Source organism: Stenotrophomonas daejeonensis, from assembly GCF_001431505.1.
GTDB lineage: Bacteria > Pseudomonadota > Gammaproteobacteria > Xanthomonadales > Xanthomonadaceae > Stenotrophomonas > Stenotrophomonas daejeonensis.
Map to the genome: position 1 here is coordinate 1 of NZ_LDJP01000090.1, position 16,213 is coordinate 16,213.

General features: G+C 69.1%; 13 protein-coding genes. 8 read left to right on the top strand and 5 right to left on the bottom strand.

From position 1 onward, the window contains the following. The first annotated feature begins 111 nt into the window (after positions 1–111). From ABB34_RS13645 to ABB34_RS13655, 3 genes are all read left to right on the top strand, one after another. Positions 112–777 (top strand): TetR/AcrR family transcriptional regulator, encoded by a 666-nt coding sequence (locus ABB34_RS13645; RefSeq protein WP_057641925.1) that lies wholly within the window; start codon positions 112–114, stop codon positions 775–777. A gap of 130 nt (positions 778–907) precedes the next feature. Further along, positions 908–1,555, top strand: coding sequence for a protein-L-isoaspartate O-methyltransferase family protein (locus tag ABB34_RS13650; RefSeq protein WP_057641926.1), 648 nt, complete (start codon positions 908–910; stop codon positions 1,553–1,555). Positions 1,556–1,576: 21 nt separating this feature from the next. Further along, a complete protein-coding gene (locus ABB34_RS13655; protein WP_057641927.1) occupies positions 1,577–2,944 on the top strand; it encodes a TolC family outer membrane protein in 1,368 nt (455 codons plus the stop codon). 134 nt (positions 2,945–3,078) lie between these two features. Here the strand turns inward: ABB34_RS13655 and waaA are convergent, their stop codons facing one another. Next, entirely contained in the window at positions 3,079–4,365 is a 1,287-nt protein-coding gene (waaA, locus tag ABB34_RS13660) for a lipid IV(A) 3-deoxy-D-manno-octulosonic acid transferase (protein ID WP_057641928.1), read from the bottom strand. A gap of 122 nt (positions 4,366–4,487) precedes the next feature. Here waaA and ABB34_RS13665 point away from each other — a divergent pair, with 122 nt between their 5' ends. Then, positions 4,488–5,429, top strand: a complete 942-nt coding sequence (locus ABB34_RS13665) for an LpxL/LpxP family Kdo(2)-lipid IV(A) lauroyl/palmitoleoyl acyltransferase (RefSeq protein ID WP_057641929.1) — start codon at positions 4,488–4,490, stop codon at positions 5,427–5,429. 34 nt (positions 5,430–5,463) lie between these two features. Here the strand turns inward: ABB34_RS13665 and ABB34_RS13670 are convergent, their stop codons facing one another. The 4 genes from ABB34_RS13670 to ABB34_RS13685 all read right to left on the bottom strand — a co-directional run bounded on the left by ABB34_RS13670 (position 5,464) and on the right by ABB34_RS13685 (position 10,563). Further along, on the bottom strand, positions 5,464–6,780 hold the full coding sequence (locus tag ABB34_RS13670; protein WP_057641930.1) for an O-antigen ligase family protein: 1,317 nt from the start codon (positions 6,778–6,780) through the stop codon (positions 5,464–5,466). Continuing rightward, on the bottom strand, positions 6,761–7,873 hold the full coding sequence (locus ABB34_RS13675) for a glycosyltransferase (RefSeq protein WP_057641931.1): 1,113 nt from the start codon (positions 7,871–7,873) through the stop codon (positions 6,761–6,763). Before ABB34_RS13675 ends, ABB34_RS13670 begins: the two co-directional genes overlap by 20 nt. A gap of 8 nt (positions 7,874–7,881) precedes the next feature. After that, complete coding sequence (locus ABB34_RS13680; protein ID WP_057641932.1) at positions 7,882–8,079, bottom strand: zinc-finger domain-containing protein; 198 nt, start codon at positions 8,077–8,079, stop codon at positions 7,882–7,884. A gap of 192 nt (positions 8,080–8,271) precedes the next feature. After that, complete coding sequence (locus ABB34_RS13685; RefSeq protein WP_057641933.1) at positions 8,272–10,563, bottom strand: NADP-dependent malic enzyme; 2,292 nt, start codon at positions 10,561–10,563, stop codon at positions 8,272–8,274. Positions 10,564–10,957: 394 nt separating this feature from the next. Here ABB34_RS13685 and ABB34_RS13690 point away from each other — a divergent pair, with 394 nt between their 5' ends. Genes ABB34_RS13690 through ABB34_RS13705 form a run of 4 tightly spaced genes read left to right on the top strand, consistent with a single transcriptional unit; the run spans position 10,958 to position 15,911 of the window. Beyond that, on the top strand, positions 10,958–12,220 hold the full coding sequence (locus ABB34_RS13690) for an amino acid deaminase (protein WP_057641934.1): 1,263 nt from the start codon (positions 10,958–10,960) through the stop codon (positions 12,218–12,220). A 25-nt stretch (positions 12,221–12,245) separates the two neighbouring features. After that, entirely contained in the window at positions 12,246–13,601 is a 1,356-nt protein-coding gene (locus ABB34_RS13695) for a GntT/GntP/DsdX family permease (protein ID WP_057641935.1), read from the top strand. A gap of 17 nt (positions 13,602–13,618) precedes the next feature. Further along, a complete protein-coding gene (locus tag ABB34_RS13700; protein WP_057641936.1) occupies positions 13,619–14,482 on the top strand; it encodes a MurR/RpiR family transcriptional regulator in 864 nt (287 codons plus the stop codon). A 4-nt stretch (positions 14,483–14,486) separates the two neighbouring features. Beyond that, complete coding sequence (locus ABB34_RS13705; protein WP_057641937.1) at positions 14,487–15,911, top strand: N-acyl-D-amino-acid deacylase family protein; 1,425 nt, start codon at positions 14,487–14,489, stop codon at positions 15,909–15,911. Positions 15,912–16,213: the final 302 nt, after the last annotated feature.

Below are 16,213 nucleotides of genomic sequence, written 5' to 3' on the forward strand. Positions count from 1 at the left end.
TAAGTTTTCATGGGCGGGGGTCGGTTGGAGGGAGGGGGATGGCGTCAGCCATCATTATTGAACGCCCCGGTATGGTATAAATATCGAACTGATTGGTCTAGTATTGCCACCATGTCTTCGCAGCACTCCACCTCCCCTGCCGCAAAGGCCACCACGCGTGGCGCCGGCCCCGGCCGCCCCAAGGACCTGGGCAAGCGTGCCGCGATCCTGGACGCGGCCAAGGAGATGTTCATCGAACTGGGCTTCAACGGCGTGAGCATGGACGGCATCGCCGCCCGCGCCGGCGTCTCCAAGCTCACCGTGTACAGCCACTTCGGCGACAAGGAAACACTGTTCACCGAGGCCATCCAGGCCAAGTGCGCGGAAATGATGCCCGACGAGCTGTTCGTCACCGACAGCGAAGGCCCGTTGCGCGACCAACTGCTGGGCATCGGCCATGCCTTCTTCGCCCTGATCGGCAGCGACGCGGCCATCGCCACCCAGCGCATGATGCTGACCCCGGACACCGACGACCGCATCCGCCAGATGTTCTGGCAGGCCGGCCCGCAGCGCACCACGTCCGCGCTGGCCGAGTTCCTCGGCGCCCGCGTGGCCCGCGGCGAGCTGGCCATCGGCGACCTGCAGCGGGCCGCGCGCCAGTTCTTCTGCCTGATCAAGGGCGAACTGCACACCCACATGATGTGCGGGCTGTGCCGCACGCCGGAACAGCACGACACCGACGCCCACATCGCCGCCAGCGTCGATTTCTTCATCCGTGCCTATGTTCCCCGCCCGTAACCTGAACGAACCGGAGGTCCCGATGACTTCCGGCACTGCGGGGCCGGCGGGGCCACGGCGATGCTTGCCCCGCAGCGCCTGCGCCAGCGGCTAAAATGGCCGGCCCACCGCGCCCGAACGACGAGAACCCATGACGATCGATTACTCCCACGCCCGCGAAATGATGGTCGAGCAGCAGGTACGTCCCTGGGACGTGCTGGATCTGCGCGTGCTGGACGTGCTGGCGCGGCTGCCGCGCGAGGCCTTCGTCGCCGAGTCGCACAAGGCACTGGCCTATGCCGACATCGAGCTGCCGCTGGGCCACGGCCAGAAAATGATGAAGCCGGTGGTCGAAGGCCGCATGCTGCAGGCGCTGGACCTGCAGCCGGGCGACGAAGTGCTGGAAATCGGCAGCGGCAGCGGCTTCGTCAGCGCCTGCCTGGGCGAACTGGCGCGCGAAGTGCTGAGCCTGGAAATCCAGCCGGAGCTGGCCGAAGGCGCCCGCCGCAACCTCGACGCCGCCCGGCTCGGCACCAACGTGCGCATCGAGGTGGCCGACGCCCTGCAGTGGCAGAACCCGCGCCAGTTCGACGCCATCTGCGTCACCGCCGCGGTGGACACGCTGCCGGCGCAGTGGCTGCAGTGGCTGCGCCCCGGCGGCCGCCTGTTCGTGGTGCGCGGCCACTCGCCGGTGATGGAGGCGGTGCTGGCCAAGGCCGACGGCAGCATCGAATCCCTGTTCGAAACCGACATCGACTACCTGCGCGGCGCCGCCCCGGCCCCGCAGTTCCACCTCTGAAGCACACCCAAGGAAGCCGCAATGATCCGCCGATCCCTCGCCCTTGCGCTGGCTGTCGCCCTTGCCCCCCAGGCCGCCAACGCCGCCGACCTGATGCAGGTCTACGAAATGGCCCGCAACGGCGACCCGCAGCTGTCCGCGGCCGAATCCAACCGGCTGTACACCAAGGAAGGCCAGGTGCAGGCGCGCGCCGCGCTGCTGCCCTCGCTCAACGGCGAAGCCTCGCTGACCCGTTCCCGCGCCGAGGCCGACCACTCCCGGAACACCGGTTCGGTCGAATCGCGCCGCCGCAACTACAGCATCCAGGGCAGCCAGACGCTGTTCAACTGGAGCCAGTTCGCCAACCTGCGCGCGCAGCGTGACGTCAGCAAGGCCGCGGACTTCACCCTCGACTCGGCCAACGACGAGCTGATCGTGCGCACCGCCACCACCTACTTCAACGTGCTGGTGGCGATCGAATCGCTCAGCGCCGCACAGACCAACGAGGCGGCCGCCAAGAAGCAGTTCGACTACGCCGACAAGCGCCTGGAAGTGGGCCTGGCTCCGATCACCGACGTGCACGAAGCGCGCGCCCAGTACGACCAGGCCCGCGCCGACACCATCCTGGCCCGCAACGCGCTGGAAGACGCCTACCAGGCCCTGACCGAACTGACCGGCCAGCCGGTGCGCGACATGCGCGGCCTGCCGGAGGATTTCCGCCCGGAACTGCCGGCCAACCGCGCCAACGTCGACCAGCTGGTCGCCGACGCCATCACCCGCAACCCGGCGCTGAAGGCGCAGGAACTGCAGGTCAGCGCCGCCGAGGCCAGCGTCTCGGCCGCCCGCGGCGGCCACTACCCGACCCTGTCGCTGGGCGGCAGCTGGGGCAAGAGCGCGACCTGGGGCGACAGCGTCGGCAGTGGTTCGCTGAGCCCGGATGCGCGCAGCAACAGCATCGGCCTGACCCTGAACGTGCCGATCTTCGCCGGCGGCGCCACCCAGTCGCAGGTGCGGCAGGCACTGGCCCAGCGCGACATCACCCAAGACACCTACGAGCAGCAGAAGCGCGCGCTGGACCGCAACACCCGCAACGCCTACCAGACGCTGGTGGCCGGCGTCAGCGAAGTGGAAGCGCGTCGCCTGGCGGTGGTTTCCGCACAGAGCGCCTACGATGCCTCGCAGGTGGGCCTGGAAGTCGGCACCCGCACCGTGCTGGACGTGGTGCAGAACCAGCGCACCCTGTTCCAGGCGCAGCTGTACTACGCGCAGTCGCGCTACAACTACCTGCTCAGCCGCCTGCAGCTGAGCCAGGCCGTGGGCGATCTGGAAATCGACGAAGTGCAGGACATCAACCGCCTGCTCACCCAGAACGCCGAGGCGCGGCTGGAACCGGACGGCAGCGCCCAGTAAGCGCGCATCCATGCAACGAAGGGAAGGCGGGCACGATGCCCGCCTTCTTCGTTTCCGATGATGCGGTAGTGCCGGCCGCTGGCCGGCAACCTCGCATCACCCGACACCTTGCGATTGCCGGCCGCCGGCCGGCACTACGGCAGGCGCGGCTCGATCAACGCCAGCGTCCGCTCCAGCGCGCCACGGCCATTGGTGACCAGTTGCTGCCCGGCCTCGACCATGCGCTCGCGCGCGGCCGCGTCATCCAGCAACTGCAGCACCTCGCCGGCCACGCCATCGGCGTCGGGCAGGACGCGCAATGCGCCGGCCTCGTTCATGCGCCGCGAGATCTCGGAGAAGTTGTGCAGGTGCGGCCCGGTGACCACCGCCGTGCCCATCGCCGCCGGTTCCAGCAGGTTGTGCCCGCCGATGGCCTGCAGGCTGCCACCGACGAACGCCACCTGCGCGCAGGCGTAGAACTGCATCAGCTCGCCCAGCGTGTCGATCACGAATACCCGGGCATCGGCCGTTGGCCACTGCTGCGCGCCACGCGTGGCCACGTGCCAGCCCTGCTCGCGCGCCAGCGCCTCCGCCCTGGCGAAGCGCTCCGGGTGCCGCGGCGCCCACAGCAGCAGCGCATCCGGATGCTGCGCCAAAACCCGCGCATGGATGTCGACCACCGCCTGCTCCTCGCCCTCGTGGGTGCTGGCGGCGATCCACACCTTGCGCGAAGACGGCACATGCGCACGGAACGCCTGCAGCACCGCCGTCGGGTCCGGCGGATGGATCTCGAACTTCAGGTTGCCCAGCGCACGCACCTGTTCCGCCCGCGCGCCCAGTGCGATGAAGCGCCGCGCATCTTCCCGCGACTGTGCCGCCACGCAGGTCACGCCATGCAGGGCACGCGCGATCAGCGGACGCAGGAGACGATATCCCTTCAACGACCGCGCCGACAGCCGCGCATTGAGGATGTAGAGCGGGATGCCGCGGTCGCGGCAGCCGAACAGCAGGTTCGGCCACAACTCGGTTTCCAGGATCAGCGCCAGGCTCGGTTTGAAATGCCCCAGAAAGCGGTTGACGCTGTCGGGCACGTCATAAGGCAGGTAGACGTGCTCCACCGCCTCGCCCCACAACGCCCGCACCCGCTGCGAACCGGTCGGGGTGATGGTGGTGATGATCCAGCGGATGTCCGGGTGACGCTCGCGCAGCGCATTGACCAGCGGCGCGGCGGCATTGACCTCGCCCACCGACACCGCGTGCAGCCACACCCGCGGCTCCCCCGCACTCTGCGGATAGGAGGCGTAGCGCTCGTCCCAGCGCCTGAAATACTCGCGTACGCGGAAACCGCGCCAGATCAGGTGGTACACCGTGATCGGCAGCAGCAGGTAAAGCACGGCCGAGTACAGGCCGCGCAACAAAGTTTCGATGAAGTCCTTGCGCATGCCGCCAAGGATACGGGCAGGAGCGAGTGGAAAGGAGTAAGGGGTGGGGAAAGCCCGGACGCAGACTCTTTGGCCGTCCCCCCACCCGCACGCCTCCTCGCTCACTCCTCTAAACTTCACCCATGTCCGATTCCCCCACCACCGCCACCCGGCCCTCGCCCTGGCAGCCACGTCATTGGCCAAGCTTCGCCGGGCTCGGCGTCGCGATGTTGGTCGCGCGCCTGCCGTGGATGCTGCAGCGTGCGCTCGGCCGCGGCATCGGTTGGCTTGCCCTGCACCTGGCACGCACCCGGCGGCGGGCGGCGGAAGTGAACCTGAGGCTGTGTTTCCCGGAACAGGATGAAGCCTGGCGGCAACGGCTGCTGCGCGACAGCTTCGATGCGCTGGGCGTGGGCATCTTCGAGTTCGCCCGCGCCTGGTGGGGCAGCATCGACACGATCCGCCCGCGGGTGCGACTGGAAGGATTGGAGCACCTGCAGGCCCTGCAGGCCGAGGGACGCGGCGTGCTGCTGGTCTCCGGCCACTTCATGACGCTGGAAATGTGCGGGCGCCTGCTGTGCGACCACGTGCCGCTGGCCGGCATGTACCGCCGCTACCGCAATCCGGTGACCGAGTGGGCGGTGAAGCGCGGGCGCCTGCGCTATGCCTGCGCGATGTTCGCCAACGAGGACATCCGCGCCAGCGTGCGCCACCTCAAGAAAGGCGGCCTGCTGTGGTACGCGCCGGATCAGGACATGCGCGGCAAGGAATCGGTGTTCGTGCCGTTCTTCGGCATGCCCGCCTCCACCATCACCGCCACCCACCAGCTCGCGCGCCTGACCGGCTGCGCGGTGGTGCCGTATTTCCACCGCCGCGAAGGCGACCGTTACGTGCTGAGGATCGCACCGCCACTGGCGGATTTCCCCAGCGACGACGCCGTGGCCGATACCGCCCGCGTCAACGCCGCCATCGAGGACATGGTGCGCGAGGCCCCCGCGCAATACCTGTGGATCCACCGGCGCTTCAAGCGCCAACCGGAGGGACGCAGCACGTTCTATGCGAAAGAGGGAAACGGAAACCGGTAAGCATCGTTTCCATGCCTGCCTCCGCGTCCGTGCTTCACTCGTTCCTCGCCGTCAGCGCACCCGCATACAACGCCGCCAGCAGCAACAACACGCTGCCCCAGAACGCCGAGTGGAAAGCCAGGTGGGTGTTGAACGGGAACACCGTGACCAGCAACGCCAATGCCGCCGGACGCGCGCGCTCGCGCGCCGCAGCGTCGGCATAGCGCCAGGCGCGCCATGCCATCGCCGCGCCCATCAGCCACAGCAACAGGCCCAGCAGGCCGGTTTCGCTGAGGATTTCCAGCACCAGCTGATGCGCATGCAGCGCCGGGCCATCGCCCCATTCGGTTCCCTGGCCGTGGGTCGGATCGCACTCCGGCCAGGCATTGCGGAAGCCGCGCACGCCCACGCCATTGACCGGATGTTCGCGCACCATGCACAGCGCACCGCTCCAGATACGGCCGCGCCCGGCCAGGGCGGTGTTGATGTCGGCGGCCTTGCCGCTCAGCGCGGGCAGGGTCGCGGCGATGCGCTCGCGCACCTGCGTCGACCCCGTTCCCAATGCCGCCACGCCCAGCACGGCGGCCAGCACCGCCAGCGCCATCCAGCGCGCGCCCAGCAGGCGCCAGCCGGTGAACAGCAACACCAGCGCATAGGTGATCCACGAGGCACGCGAACCGGCCAGCAGTATCGCGACGCCGGCAAACATGGCGGCCGCCGCCCAGCCGATCCGCCCCCAGCGCTGGCCCGCCAGCAGCAACAGGAACGGCGACAGGCTCGCCAGCACCTGCCCCAGCTTGGGATTGCAGGCGCCGAACACGCCATTGACGCGGCCGGAGCCGATCATGTCCTGCGGCAGGCACAGCGCATGGCCTGACAGCAACTGCTTGAGCTGGTCCAGCGACCAGAACAGCGGGCTGGTTGAAAACAGGGCCTGCAACAGCGCATCCAGCGACCAGATGCCTGCGATCACCGCCAGGCCGGCAAAGGTCACGTGCCGTCGCGCATCGTCGGCCACCGCGATCGCCACCAGCCCCATGAACGGCAGGTAGCGCAGCCCGCCGGCCACCTTGCCCAGCGTCCGCCCCGGCTCCTGCGCATCCAGCGCGGACAACAACTGCGGCAACCAGTAGGCAAGGAACAGTACGCTGGTCAGCGCCCAGGCCGGCACGCCCAGCGTCGCGCCAACGGCGCCACGCATGCGCGGCTGCAGCAACCGCACCACCGCGAACAGCGCCGCCAGTACCAGCACCGCCTCGGCAATGCCCGGCAGCGGCCACAGCGCGACGAAAGCCAGCACCCATGCCGGCGCCCAGCACCCGGCAAGCGGCGCGGAAATGCGGGAAGTCGAGTCAGCCGGCAAGTTCGCCATAAACATCCAGGGTGGCGCGTTGCATCGCCTGCAGGGTAAAGGGAATCCGGCCGGGCAGCGCCGGGGGCGATTGCAGCAGTTCCTTCGCCCGTTGCACCAGGGCGGCCATGTCGCCCTGCATCACCGCGCCGGAAGGCTGCAATTGCGCCAGCAGCTCGCCGACACCGCCGCGGTTCCAGCCCAGCACCGGGCGACCGACGCACAGTGCCTCCAGTACGGTGCGACCGAAGGCCTCGGGCTTGTCGGACAGTTGCAGTACCAGGTCGCTGGCCGCATAGGCCTGGGCGATGCGCGCGGTGGGCTCGGTGATCGCCAGCGCCGCGCCGATGCCCAGCGTCGCGGCCTGCCGTTCGAGTTCGCGCACGTAGGCCTCGCGCCCCGGCTCGCGTGCACCGGGCATCCACAGCCGCGCCGGCAGGCCGTCGGCATGCAACCGCGCCAGCAACTGCAATGCATGGGCATGGCCCTTCAGGCGCGTGCCGCGGCCCGGCAGCAGCAGCAGCGGCCCATCACCGGCCAGTTGCGGATGCCGTTCGGCCACCGCCAGCCGCGGCCGGCGATCGCTGCGCGCCACGTGCGGGAACTGCGCCGCATCCACCCCTCGCGGGATCACCCGCAGGCGTTCCGGCGCGGTATCCGGGTAATGGCCGAGCAGGTAGTCGCGCACCGTCCGCGACACGCAGATCACCCGCTCGCCGCTGGCCATGATGGCACTGTAGCGGCCCGGCGAATTCAAGCCGTGCATGGTCGTCACCCAGTGCGGCCGCCGTGCCTGCGGCAACCCACGCAGCGCATGCCAGCCCAGCCACGCCGGCAGCCGCGAGCGCGCGTGCACGATGTCGGCGCCGGTTTCGGCGAACAGCCGCCGCAGCGACGCCACGTGCCGCAAGGTCAGCAGGGATTTGCGGCCGATGTCCAGCGCCAGGTGCTCGGCGCCGCTGTCCAGCAACGGCTGGACCAGGCGGCCGCCGGCGGAAACGACGATGGCGCGGTGGCCGGCCGCCACCAGCGCTTGGGCGATTTCGAGGGTGGAACGCTCGACGCCGCCGGAGTGCAGTGCCGGCAGCAACTGCACCACGGTCAGGCGGCGCATCGTCGCGCTCAGTCGACCAGCACGTACACCGCGCCGCAGTACGGGCAGGCGGCTTCGCCGCTGGGCTCGTCCTCGATCGGCAGGTAGACGCGCGGGTGCGAGTTCCACAGGGCCATTTCCGGCGTCGGGCAGCTCAACGGCAGGTCGGCGCGGTGCACGTCGTAACGCTTCTCGGCATTGGCGGGCGCGGTGGCGGTATGGCTCATGGCGTCATTCACACGGAAAATCGGGACCGGGCAATTCTAGCAGCGCCGGCGCCGGCAATATGCCGCCGCTACGTGCAGCCGCGGTTGCCCCGCGTCACAGCGGAACGGCCCGTCGCCGGGCGGTTGGGCACCCGGCCGGAAACGACAAGGCCGGCATCGGCCGGCCCTGTCATTGCGATCGCCTCTACCCGCTCAGCTGCCGCGTTCGGCTTCCATCTGCTTGCGGATCTGCGCATCGACCGCGGCGATGGCGGTCATGTTGAGGATGCGGCGGGCGCTGGCGCTGTTGGTCAGGATGTGCACCGGCTTGGAGGTGCCCATCAGGATCGGGCCGATCGCCACGCCGTCGGTGAACACGCGCACCAGGTTGTAGGCGATGTTGGCCGCCTCCAGGTTCGGCAGCACGAACAGGTTGGCGCGGCCCTTGAGGCTGCTGTCGGGCAGCAGCTTCTCGCGCAGCGCCTCGTCCCAGGCGGTGTCGCCCTGCATTTCGCCGTCCACGTTCAGCCGCGGGTTGCGCTTGAGCAACTGCTCGCGCACCTGCCGCATCTTCAACGCATCCCTGGAATCATGGCTGCCGAAGTTGGAGTGCGACAGCAGCGCCACCTTCGGCTCGATGCCGAACAGCTTCATGCGGTAGGCCGCCTGCAGCGTGGACTCGACGATCTGCTCGACGCTGGGGTCTTCCTGCACGTGGGTATCGACGAAGAAGAACACGCCCTGCGAGTTGATCACGCCGGTCATCGCCGAGGTCGAGCTGACCCGCGGCTCCAGCGGGATCACGCTGCGCACGTAGCCCAGCTTCTTGTGGAAGCGGCCGACCACGCCGCTGAGCATGGCGTCGGCCTCGCCGCGGGCGACCATCACCGCGGCGATCAGGGTCGGTCGCGAGCGCAGCAGGTTCTTGGCCGCGGCCACGGTGACGCCCTTGCGACCGGTCAGGCCGTGGTAGTACTGCCAGTAGTCGTTGAAGCGCGGGTCGTCGTTGATGTTGGTGATCTCGAAGTCGACGCCCGGCTTCATGCGCAGGCCCATGCGCTCGATGCGCGCCTCGATCACGTCCGGGCGGCCGATCAGGATCGGGAAGGCCACGCCTTCGTCGATCACGTTCTGCACCGCGCGCAGCACCACCTCTTCCTCGCCCTCGGCATAGGCCACGCGCTGCTTGTCCGCGCGCGCCTGGTCGTGCACCGGCTTCATCAACAGGCTGGTGCGGTAGACGAACTGCGCCAGCTTCTGCCGGTAGGCAGCCATGTCGGCGATCGGCCGGGTGGCCACGCCCGAGTCCATCGCCGCCTGGGCGACGGCCGAGGACAACTCCACCAGCAGGCGGCGGTCGAACGGGCGCGGGATCAGGTAGTCGCGGCCGAAGCTCGGCGTCTCGCCACCATAGGCCGCGCCGAGGTCGGAAGCCTCCTTGCGCGCCAGCGCGGCGATCGCGCGCACGCAGGCGATCTTCATTTCCTCGTTGATGATGGTCGCGCCCACGTCCAGCGCGCCGCGGAACAGGTACGGGAAGCACAGCGCGTTGTTGACCTGGTTCGGGTAGTCCGAGCGGCCGGTGCCGATGATCGCGTCGGCGCGCGCGGCGCGCGCCTCCTCCGGCATGATTTCCGGGGTCGGGTTGGCCAACGCGAAGATCACCGGGTCGCGGGCCATGCTCCGCACCATGTCGGCGCTGAGGATGCCCGGCGCCGACAGGCCGAGGAAGATGTCCGCGCCCTCGACGACCTCGGCCAGAGTGCGCTTGTCGGTGTCGCGCGCGTAGCGCGCCTTCTCCGGGTCCAGCCCCGGGCGGCCGGTGTGGATCACGCCGTCGCGGTCGAAGGCCAGCACGTTCTCCGGCTTCACCCCCAGCGACACCAGCATGTTCACGCAGGAAATGCCGGCCGCGCCCATGCCGGTGGTGGCGACCTTGACCTCTTCGATCTTCTTGCCGGTGATGTCCAGCGCGTTGAGGATCGCCGCGCCGACGATGATCGCGGTGCCGTGCTGGTCGTCGTGGAACACCGGGATGTTCATGCGCTCGCGCAGCTTGCGCTCGACCACGAAGCATTCCGGCGCCTTGATGTCCTCCAGGTTGATGCCGCCGAAGGTCGGCTCCAGCGAGGCGATGATGTCGATCAGCTTGTCCGGGTCGTTCTCGTCGATCTCGATGTCGAACACGTCGATGCCGGCGAACTTCTGGAACAGCACGCCCTTGCCTTCCATGACGGGTTTCCCGGCCAGCGGGCCGATGTTGCCCAGGCCCAGCACCGCGGTGCCGTTGGAGATCACCGCGACGAGGTTGCCGCGCGCGGTCAGCTCGCTGGCCTGCTGCGGGTCGTCCTGGATCGCCTGACAGGCATAGGCCACGCCCGGCGAGTACGCCAGCGACAGGTCGCGCTGGGTCAGCATCGGCTTGGTCGCGGCGACCCGGATCTTGCCCGGCGGCGACATGCGGTGGTAATCGAGGGCGGCCTGTTTGAAATCTTCTTTGGACATCGACGTCAGGGGGCTGAATGGGCAAGAGCGGGACGCAGGATGATACCCCCGTTGGCTGAGCGGGACCTGTTGCGGTCATGTTGCGAACGCACAATCCGGAGGCGCATGTCATCGCCGTGACCGCGGGTTGTCCCGTGGGCGTGGTGATGCGTCATTGCATCGCTGATGGATGACAGCGGGATGCATGCGCTGCAGTACGGGAAACCACCCGCGTGGCCGCAAGCATGCGCATGGACAATGCGGACAGCGCCTGTCCCCACGGCAACCGGGAAGAATCGGATTCCATCGATGACTGCCCAATTACCAAGAAAATAATTTTCATACATTCCCATATCGTGCTAAATAGTGATCTTCCGAGGAAACAGCACCCGGGAACGCACAAGGAAAGTCCACGATGGAAAATTACTTTCAAACGGATCGACTGCTATCCGGCAAAGGGTTGCCGGCCGGCGGCCCGTGGACGCCATCATCCATCGCCGCAGCGGGCGGGTCCATCCTGGCCGAGGACGTCAGCCTGCCGGTCGCGGTGCTGGAGGAACCGGCGCTGCGCCACAACTTGGAATGGATGCGCCGCTTCACCGCCGCCTACGGCGTGCAGCTGGCGCCGCATGGCAAGACCACGATGAGCCCGGCGCTGTTCCGCATGCAGCTCGACGCCGGTGCGTGGGGCATCACCCTCGCCACCGCGCCGCAGGCAGTGGCGGCCTTCGAGCATGACGTGCGCCGCGTGCTGCTGGCGAACCAGTTGGTCGGCAAGGGCAATTTCGAGCTGATCGCCGATCTGCAGGCGCGCGATACCGGGTTCTGGTTCGCCTGCGTGGTCGACTCGGCCGACAACGTGGCCGCGCTGGGGCGGTATTTCGCCGCGCGCGGGCAATGCATCAAGGTGCTGCTGGAAATCGGCGTCGAAGGCGGTCGTACCGGCGTGCGCGATGATGCGCAGGCGCAGGCGGTGCTGGCGGAAATCGCGCGCTGGCCGGGTGCGGTCACGCTGGTCGGCGTCGAAGTCTATGAAGGCGTGGCCAGGGAAGAGGCCGGCGTGCGCGCGGTGTTGCAACGCACGCTGGCGCAGTGGCGCGCGATCCGCGATGCCGGCGGTTTCGCACAATTGCCGGCGATCCTGTCCGGCGCCGGCTCGGCGTGGTTCGACGTGGTCGCCGAGGAATTCGCCGCGCTGTCCGGCGATGCCGATGCACAGGTGGTGCTGCGCCCCGGCTGCTACCTCACCCACGACGTCGGCATCTATCGCCGGGCCGCCGCGCGCATCCACGCAGGCAACCCGGTCGCGCGCGACATGGGCGAAAGCCTGCGCCCGGCGCTGCGGCTGTGGGCCTGCGTGCAGTCGCGGCCGGAACCGGGCAAGGCGATCGTCGCGCTAGGCAAGCGCGATGCCGCGTTCGACGCCGGTTTCCCGGTACCGGCATTGCATTACCGGCCCGATGCGGCGGCGCCCGCCGAAGCGCCGGCGCACTGGCAGGTCACCGCGATGATGGACCAGCACGCCTTCCTCGACGTGCACGCCGGCGACGACCTGCGCGTGGGCGACCTGCTGTGCTTCGACATCTCCCACCCCTGCCTGACCTTCGACAAGTGGCGCCACCTGCTGGTGGTCGATGCCGCGCACCGCGTCGTCGGCGCGGTGGACACCTGCTTCTGAGCCGCGCACGGAGCCTGCCTACTACATGAGCAACGGGAACCTGCTGCTGGTCTACGCGGTGTTGTCGATCCTGGCGCTGGTCGTGCTGATCGCGCGCTTCCGGCTCAACCCGTTCATCAGCGTCACCGTGGTGTCGGTGGGGCTGGCGCTGCTGGCCGGCATGCCGGCGCCGGAGATCCTGCCGGCCTACGAGCAGGGCGTGGGCAAGACGCTGGGGCATATCGCGCTGATCGTGGCGCTGGGTACCATGCTCGGCAAGATGATGGCCGAGTCCGGCGGCGCCGAGCGCATCGCGCGCACGCTGATCGCCCGCTTCGGCACCCGGAACGTGCACTGGGCGATGATGCTGGTCGCCTTCTGCATCGGCCTGCCGATCTTCTTCGAGGTCGGCTTCGTGCTGCTGATCCCGATCGTGCTCAACGTCGCCCGTCGCACCGGCGTGCCGCTGCTGCTGGTGGGCCTGCCGATGGTGGCCGGGCTGTCGGTGGTGCACGGGCTGGTGCCGCCACACCCGGCGGCGATGCTCGCGGTAACCGCCTACCAGGCCGACGTCGGCCGCACCGTGTTCTACGCCTTGCTGGTGGGCCTGCCCACCGCGGCGCTGGCCGGGCCACTGTTCGCGAAGGTCGTCGCGCCGCGGGTGCAGCTGCCGGCGCACAACCCGATGGAGGCGGCGCTGCTGAACGAAGGCCACGGTCGCATTCCCGACGAACAGCTGCCGGGCTTCGGCATCACCATCGCCACCTTGATGCTGCCGGTGGCGCTGATGCTGCTGGGCGGCTGGGCCGACCAGATCGCCACGCCCGGCTCGCCGCTCAACCACGGCCTGCGCTTCCTCGGCCACTCGGTGGTGGCGCTGCTGCTGGCCACCCTGCTGAGCTTCGTCACCCTGGGCCTGATGCGCGGCTTCGACCGCGAGCAGATACTGAAGTTCTCGCAGGAATGCCTGGCCCCGACCGCCGCCATCACCCTGCTGGTCGGCGCCGGTGGCGGCCTCAACGGCATCCTCGTGCACACCGGCGTGGCCGCGGAGATCATCAACCTGTCGCAGCGCTTCGAACTGTCGCCGCTGCTGATGGGCTGGACGATGGCCGCGCTGATGCGCGTGGCCACCGGCTCGGCGACGGTGGCGATGACCACCGCCTCGGGCATCGTCGCGCCCATCGCCGCCGCCACCGGCTACCCGCACCCCGAACTGCTGGTGCTGGCCACCGGCGCCGGCTCGGTGGTGCTGTCCCACGTCAACGACGGCGGCTTCTGGCTGGTGAAGGAGTACTTCAACATGTCCGTGGCCCAGACCTTCAAGACCTGGACCGTGCTGGAAACCCTGATCTCCGTCACCGCGCTGCTGCTGGTGATGGCCCTGGCCACCGTGCTCTGAAACCGAAGAATCCCACCATGTTCGACATCGTCTACGAACTGCGCCAACGGCAGCACGAATTCAGCCCGGTCGAGGCGCGCATCGCCAGCACCATCCTCGCCGACGTCGACGCCGCCGCCCAATACGGCGTGACCGAGCTGGCCGAGCGCGCCGGGGTCAGCGCCGCGGCGATCTCGCGCTTCGCCAAGGCGCTGGGCTGCGAGCACGTGCGCGAACTGCGCGCGCGGCTGGCCTCGGCCAGCGCGGTCGGCAAGCGCTTCCTGGAACAGCAGAACGCGCCGCCGGTGTCGGCGCTGTTCGCGCAGATCTGCGACGACATCCAGACCTGCCTGCAACACAACCTGGCCGGCCTCGACGAAGAGGTGGTGCAGCAACTGGCCGACGCCATCTGCCGGGCGCGGCGCATCCACGTGTTCGGCATCGGCGGCTGCTCGACGGTGTTCGCGCAGGAAATGCAGAACCGGCTGATGCGCTTCGGCCTGCCCATCGTCGCCTGCAACGACGCGGTGGTGATGAAGATGACCGCGGCCATCACCGGCCCGCAGGATCTTGTATTGGCGCTGTCGGTCAGCGGCATTACCCCGGAAATGGTGTCGGCGGTGGAGATCGCCCGCGGCTACGGCGCCCACGTCGGCGCCATCACCCGCGCCGGCACGCCGCTGGCGGCGTTGAGCGACTGGCTGCTGCCGATCAGCATCGAGGAGACCGATTTCGTGTTCAAACCTTCCGCGTCGCGCTACGCGATGATGCTGGCCATCGACGTGCTGGCCACCACCACCGCGCTCAACGGCGCCGGCGACAACCACGAGCACCTGCGCCGCATCAAGCTGGCGCTGGACCGCTACCGCGGCGGCGACTCGCGCCTGCCGCTGGGCGACTGAACGGATGTACGACGTACTGATCCGCAACGCGCTGGTGCTCGACGGCAGCGACCGGCCCGGCACGCACGGCGACGTCGGCGTGCGCGATGGCCGCATCGTCACGGTCGGCGCGCTCGACGGCGGGGCCGTGCAGGTCATCGACGCCGCCGGCCGCGCACTCGCGCCGGGCTTCATCGACGTGCATACCCACGACGACATCGAAGTGATCCGGCAACCGGCGATGACCAGCAAGCTGTCGCAGGGCGTGACCACCGTGGTGGTCGGCAACTGCGGCATCAGCGCCAGCCCGGTGCGCATCCGCGGCGAGGTGCCCGACCCGATGAACCTGCTCGGCGACGCCGGCGACTTCCGCTACCCGGACTTCGCCAGCTACCGCCACGCAGTGGAAACCGCGCGACCGGCGGTGAACGTGGCCGCGCTGGTCGGCCACACCGCGCTGCGCCAGAACCACATGGACCGGCTCGACCGCGCTGCCACCGCCGACGAGATCGGCGCGATGCGCGCGCAGCTGCGCGAAAGCCTGCAACAGGGCGCACTCGGCCTGAGCAGCGGCCTGGCCTATGGCTCGGCCTTCCATGCACCATCTGCGGAAGTAGCCGAACTGGCGCGCGAACTGCCGGCCGGCGGCCTGTACGCCACCCACCTGCGCGACGAGTTCGCCGGCATCCTCGACGCAATGGAGGAAGCCTTCGGCGCCGCGCGCGCGCCGCGTGCCGCGGTGCGCGTCTCGCACGTCAAATGCGCCGGCATCGACAATTGGGGCCGCAGCCGCGAGGTGCTGCGCCATCTGGACGATGCCGCGCATACGCAGGACGTGGCCTGCGATTGCTACCCGTATGCGGCCAGCGCCTCGACCCTGGACCTCAAGCAGGTCACCGACGCCTACGACATCCTCATCACCTGGTCCGAACCGGAACCGGCGCAGGGCGGGCGCCTGCTGGCCGACATCGCCGCCGATTGGGGCGTGCCGCTGCTGGACGCGGCAACGCGCCTGCAACCGGCCGGCGCGGTCTACCACTGCATGGACGAGGCCGACGTGCGCCGCTTCCTGCTGCACCCGCTGACGATGATCGGCTCGGACGGCCTGCCGCGCGACCCGCGCCCGCACCCGCGGTTGTGGGGTACCTTCCCGCGCGTGCTGGGCCACTACGCGCGCGACGAAAACCTGTTCCCGTTGCACACCGCCGTGCACAAGATGACCGGCCTGCCGGCCAGCCGCTTCGCGCTGGGCGCGCGCGGCTTCATCCGTACCGGTGGCTGCGCCGACCTGGTGCTGTTCGACCCGGCGCGGGTGCGCGACATGGCCAGCTTCCACGACCCGGTGCGCGCCGCCGAGGGCATCGACGCGGTGTGGGTCAACGGCAAGCTGGCGTATGACGGCGGCGACGTGGTAGCGCGCGCGGGGCGGTTCATCGCGCCGAACAACTGAAGCCCCTCTCCCTGCGGGGCGAGAAGGCACGGCTTGCGCGCCACTGGCGCGCGTGCCTTGGAGCGCCCACGCTGCTGGCGTGGGCCGGGGCGCGGAGCGGGGGTTGGGGTGAGGGGCAATGGAGTCACGAAGGTTCAACCATCATGGACTCCGCTCGCCCCTCATCCGCCCCCCGCCTCCGCGGGGGCAGGCTCTTCGGGCACCTTCTCCCGAAGGGAGAGGGGAAAATCAGTACCGGGCAAGCCGGGCATCGACGGCAGGCTTACACTAACAAAAAGGGCGGACTTTGCCTACCGCCATTG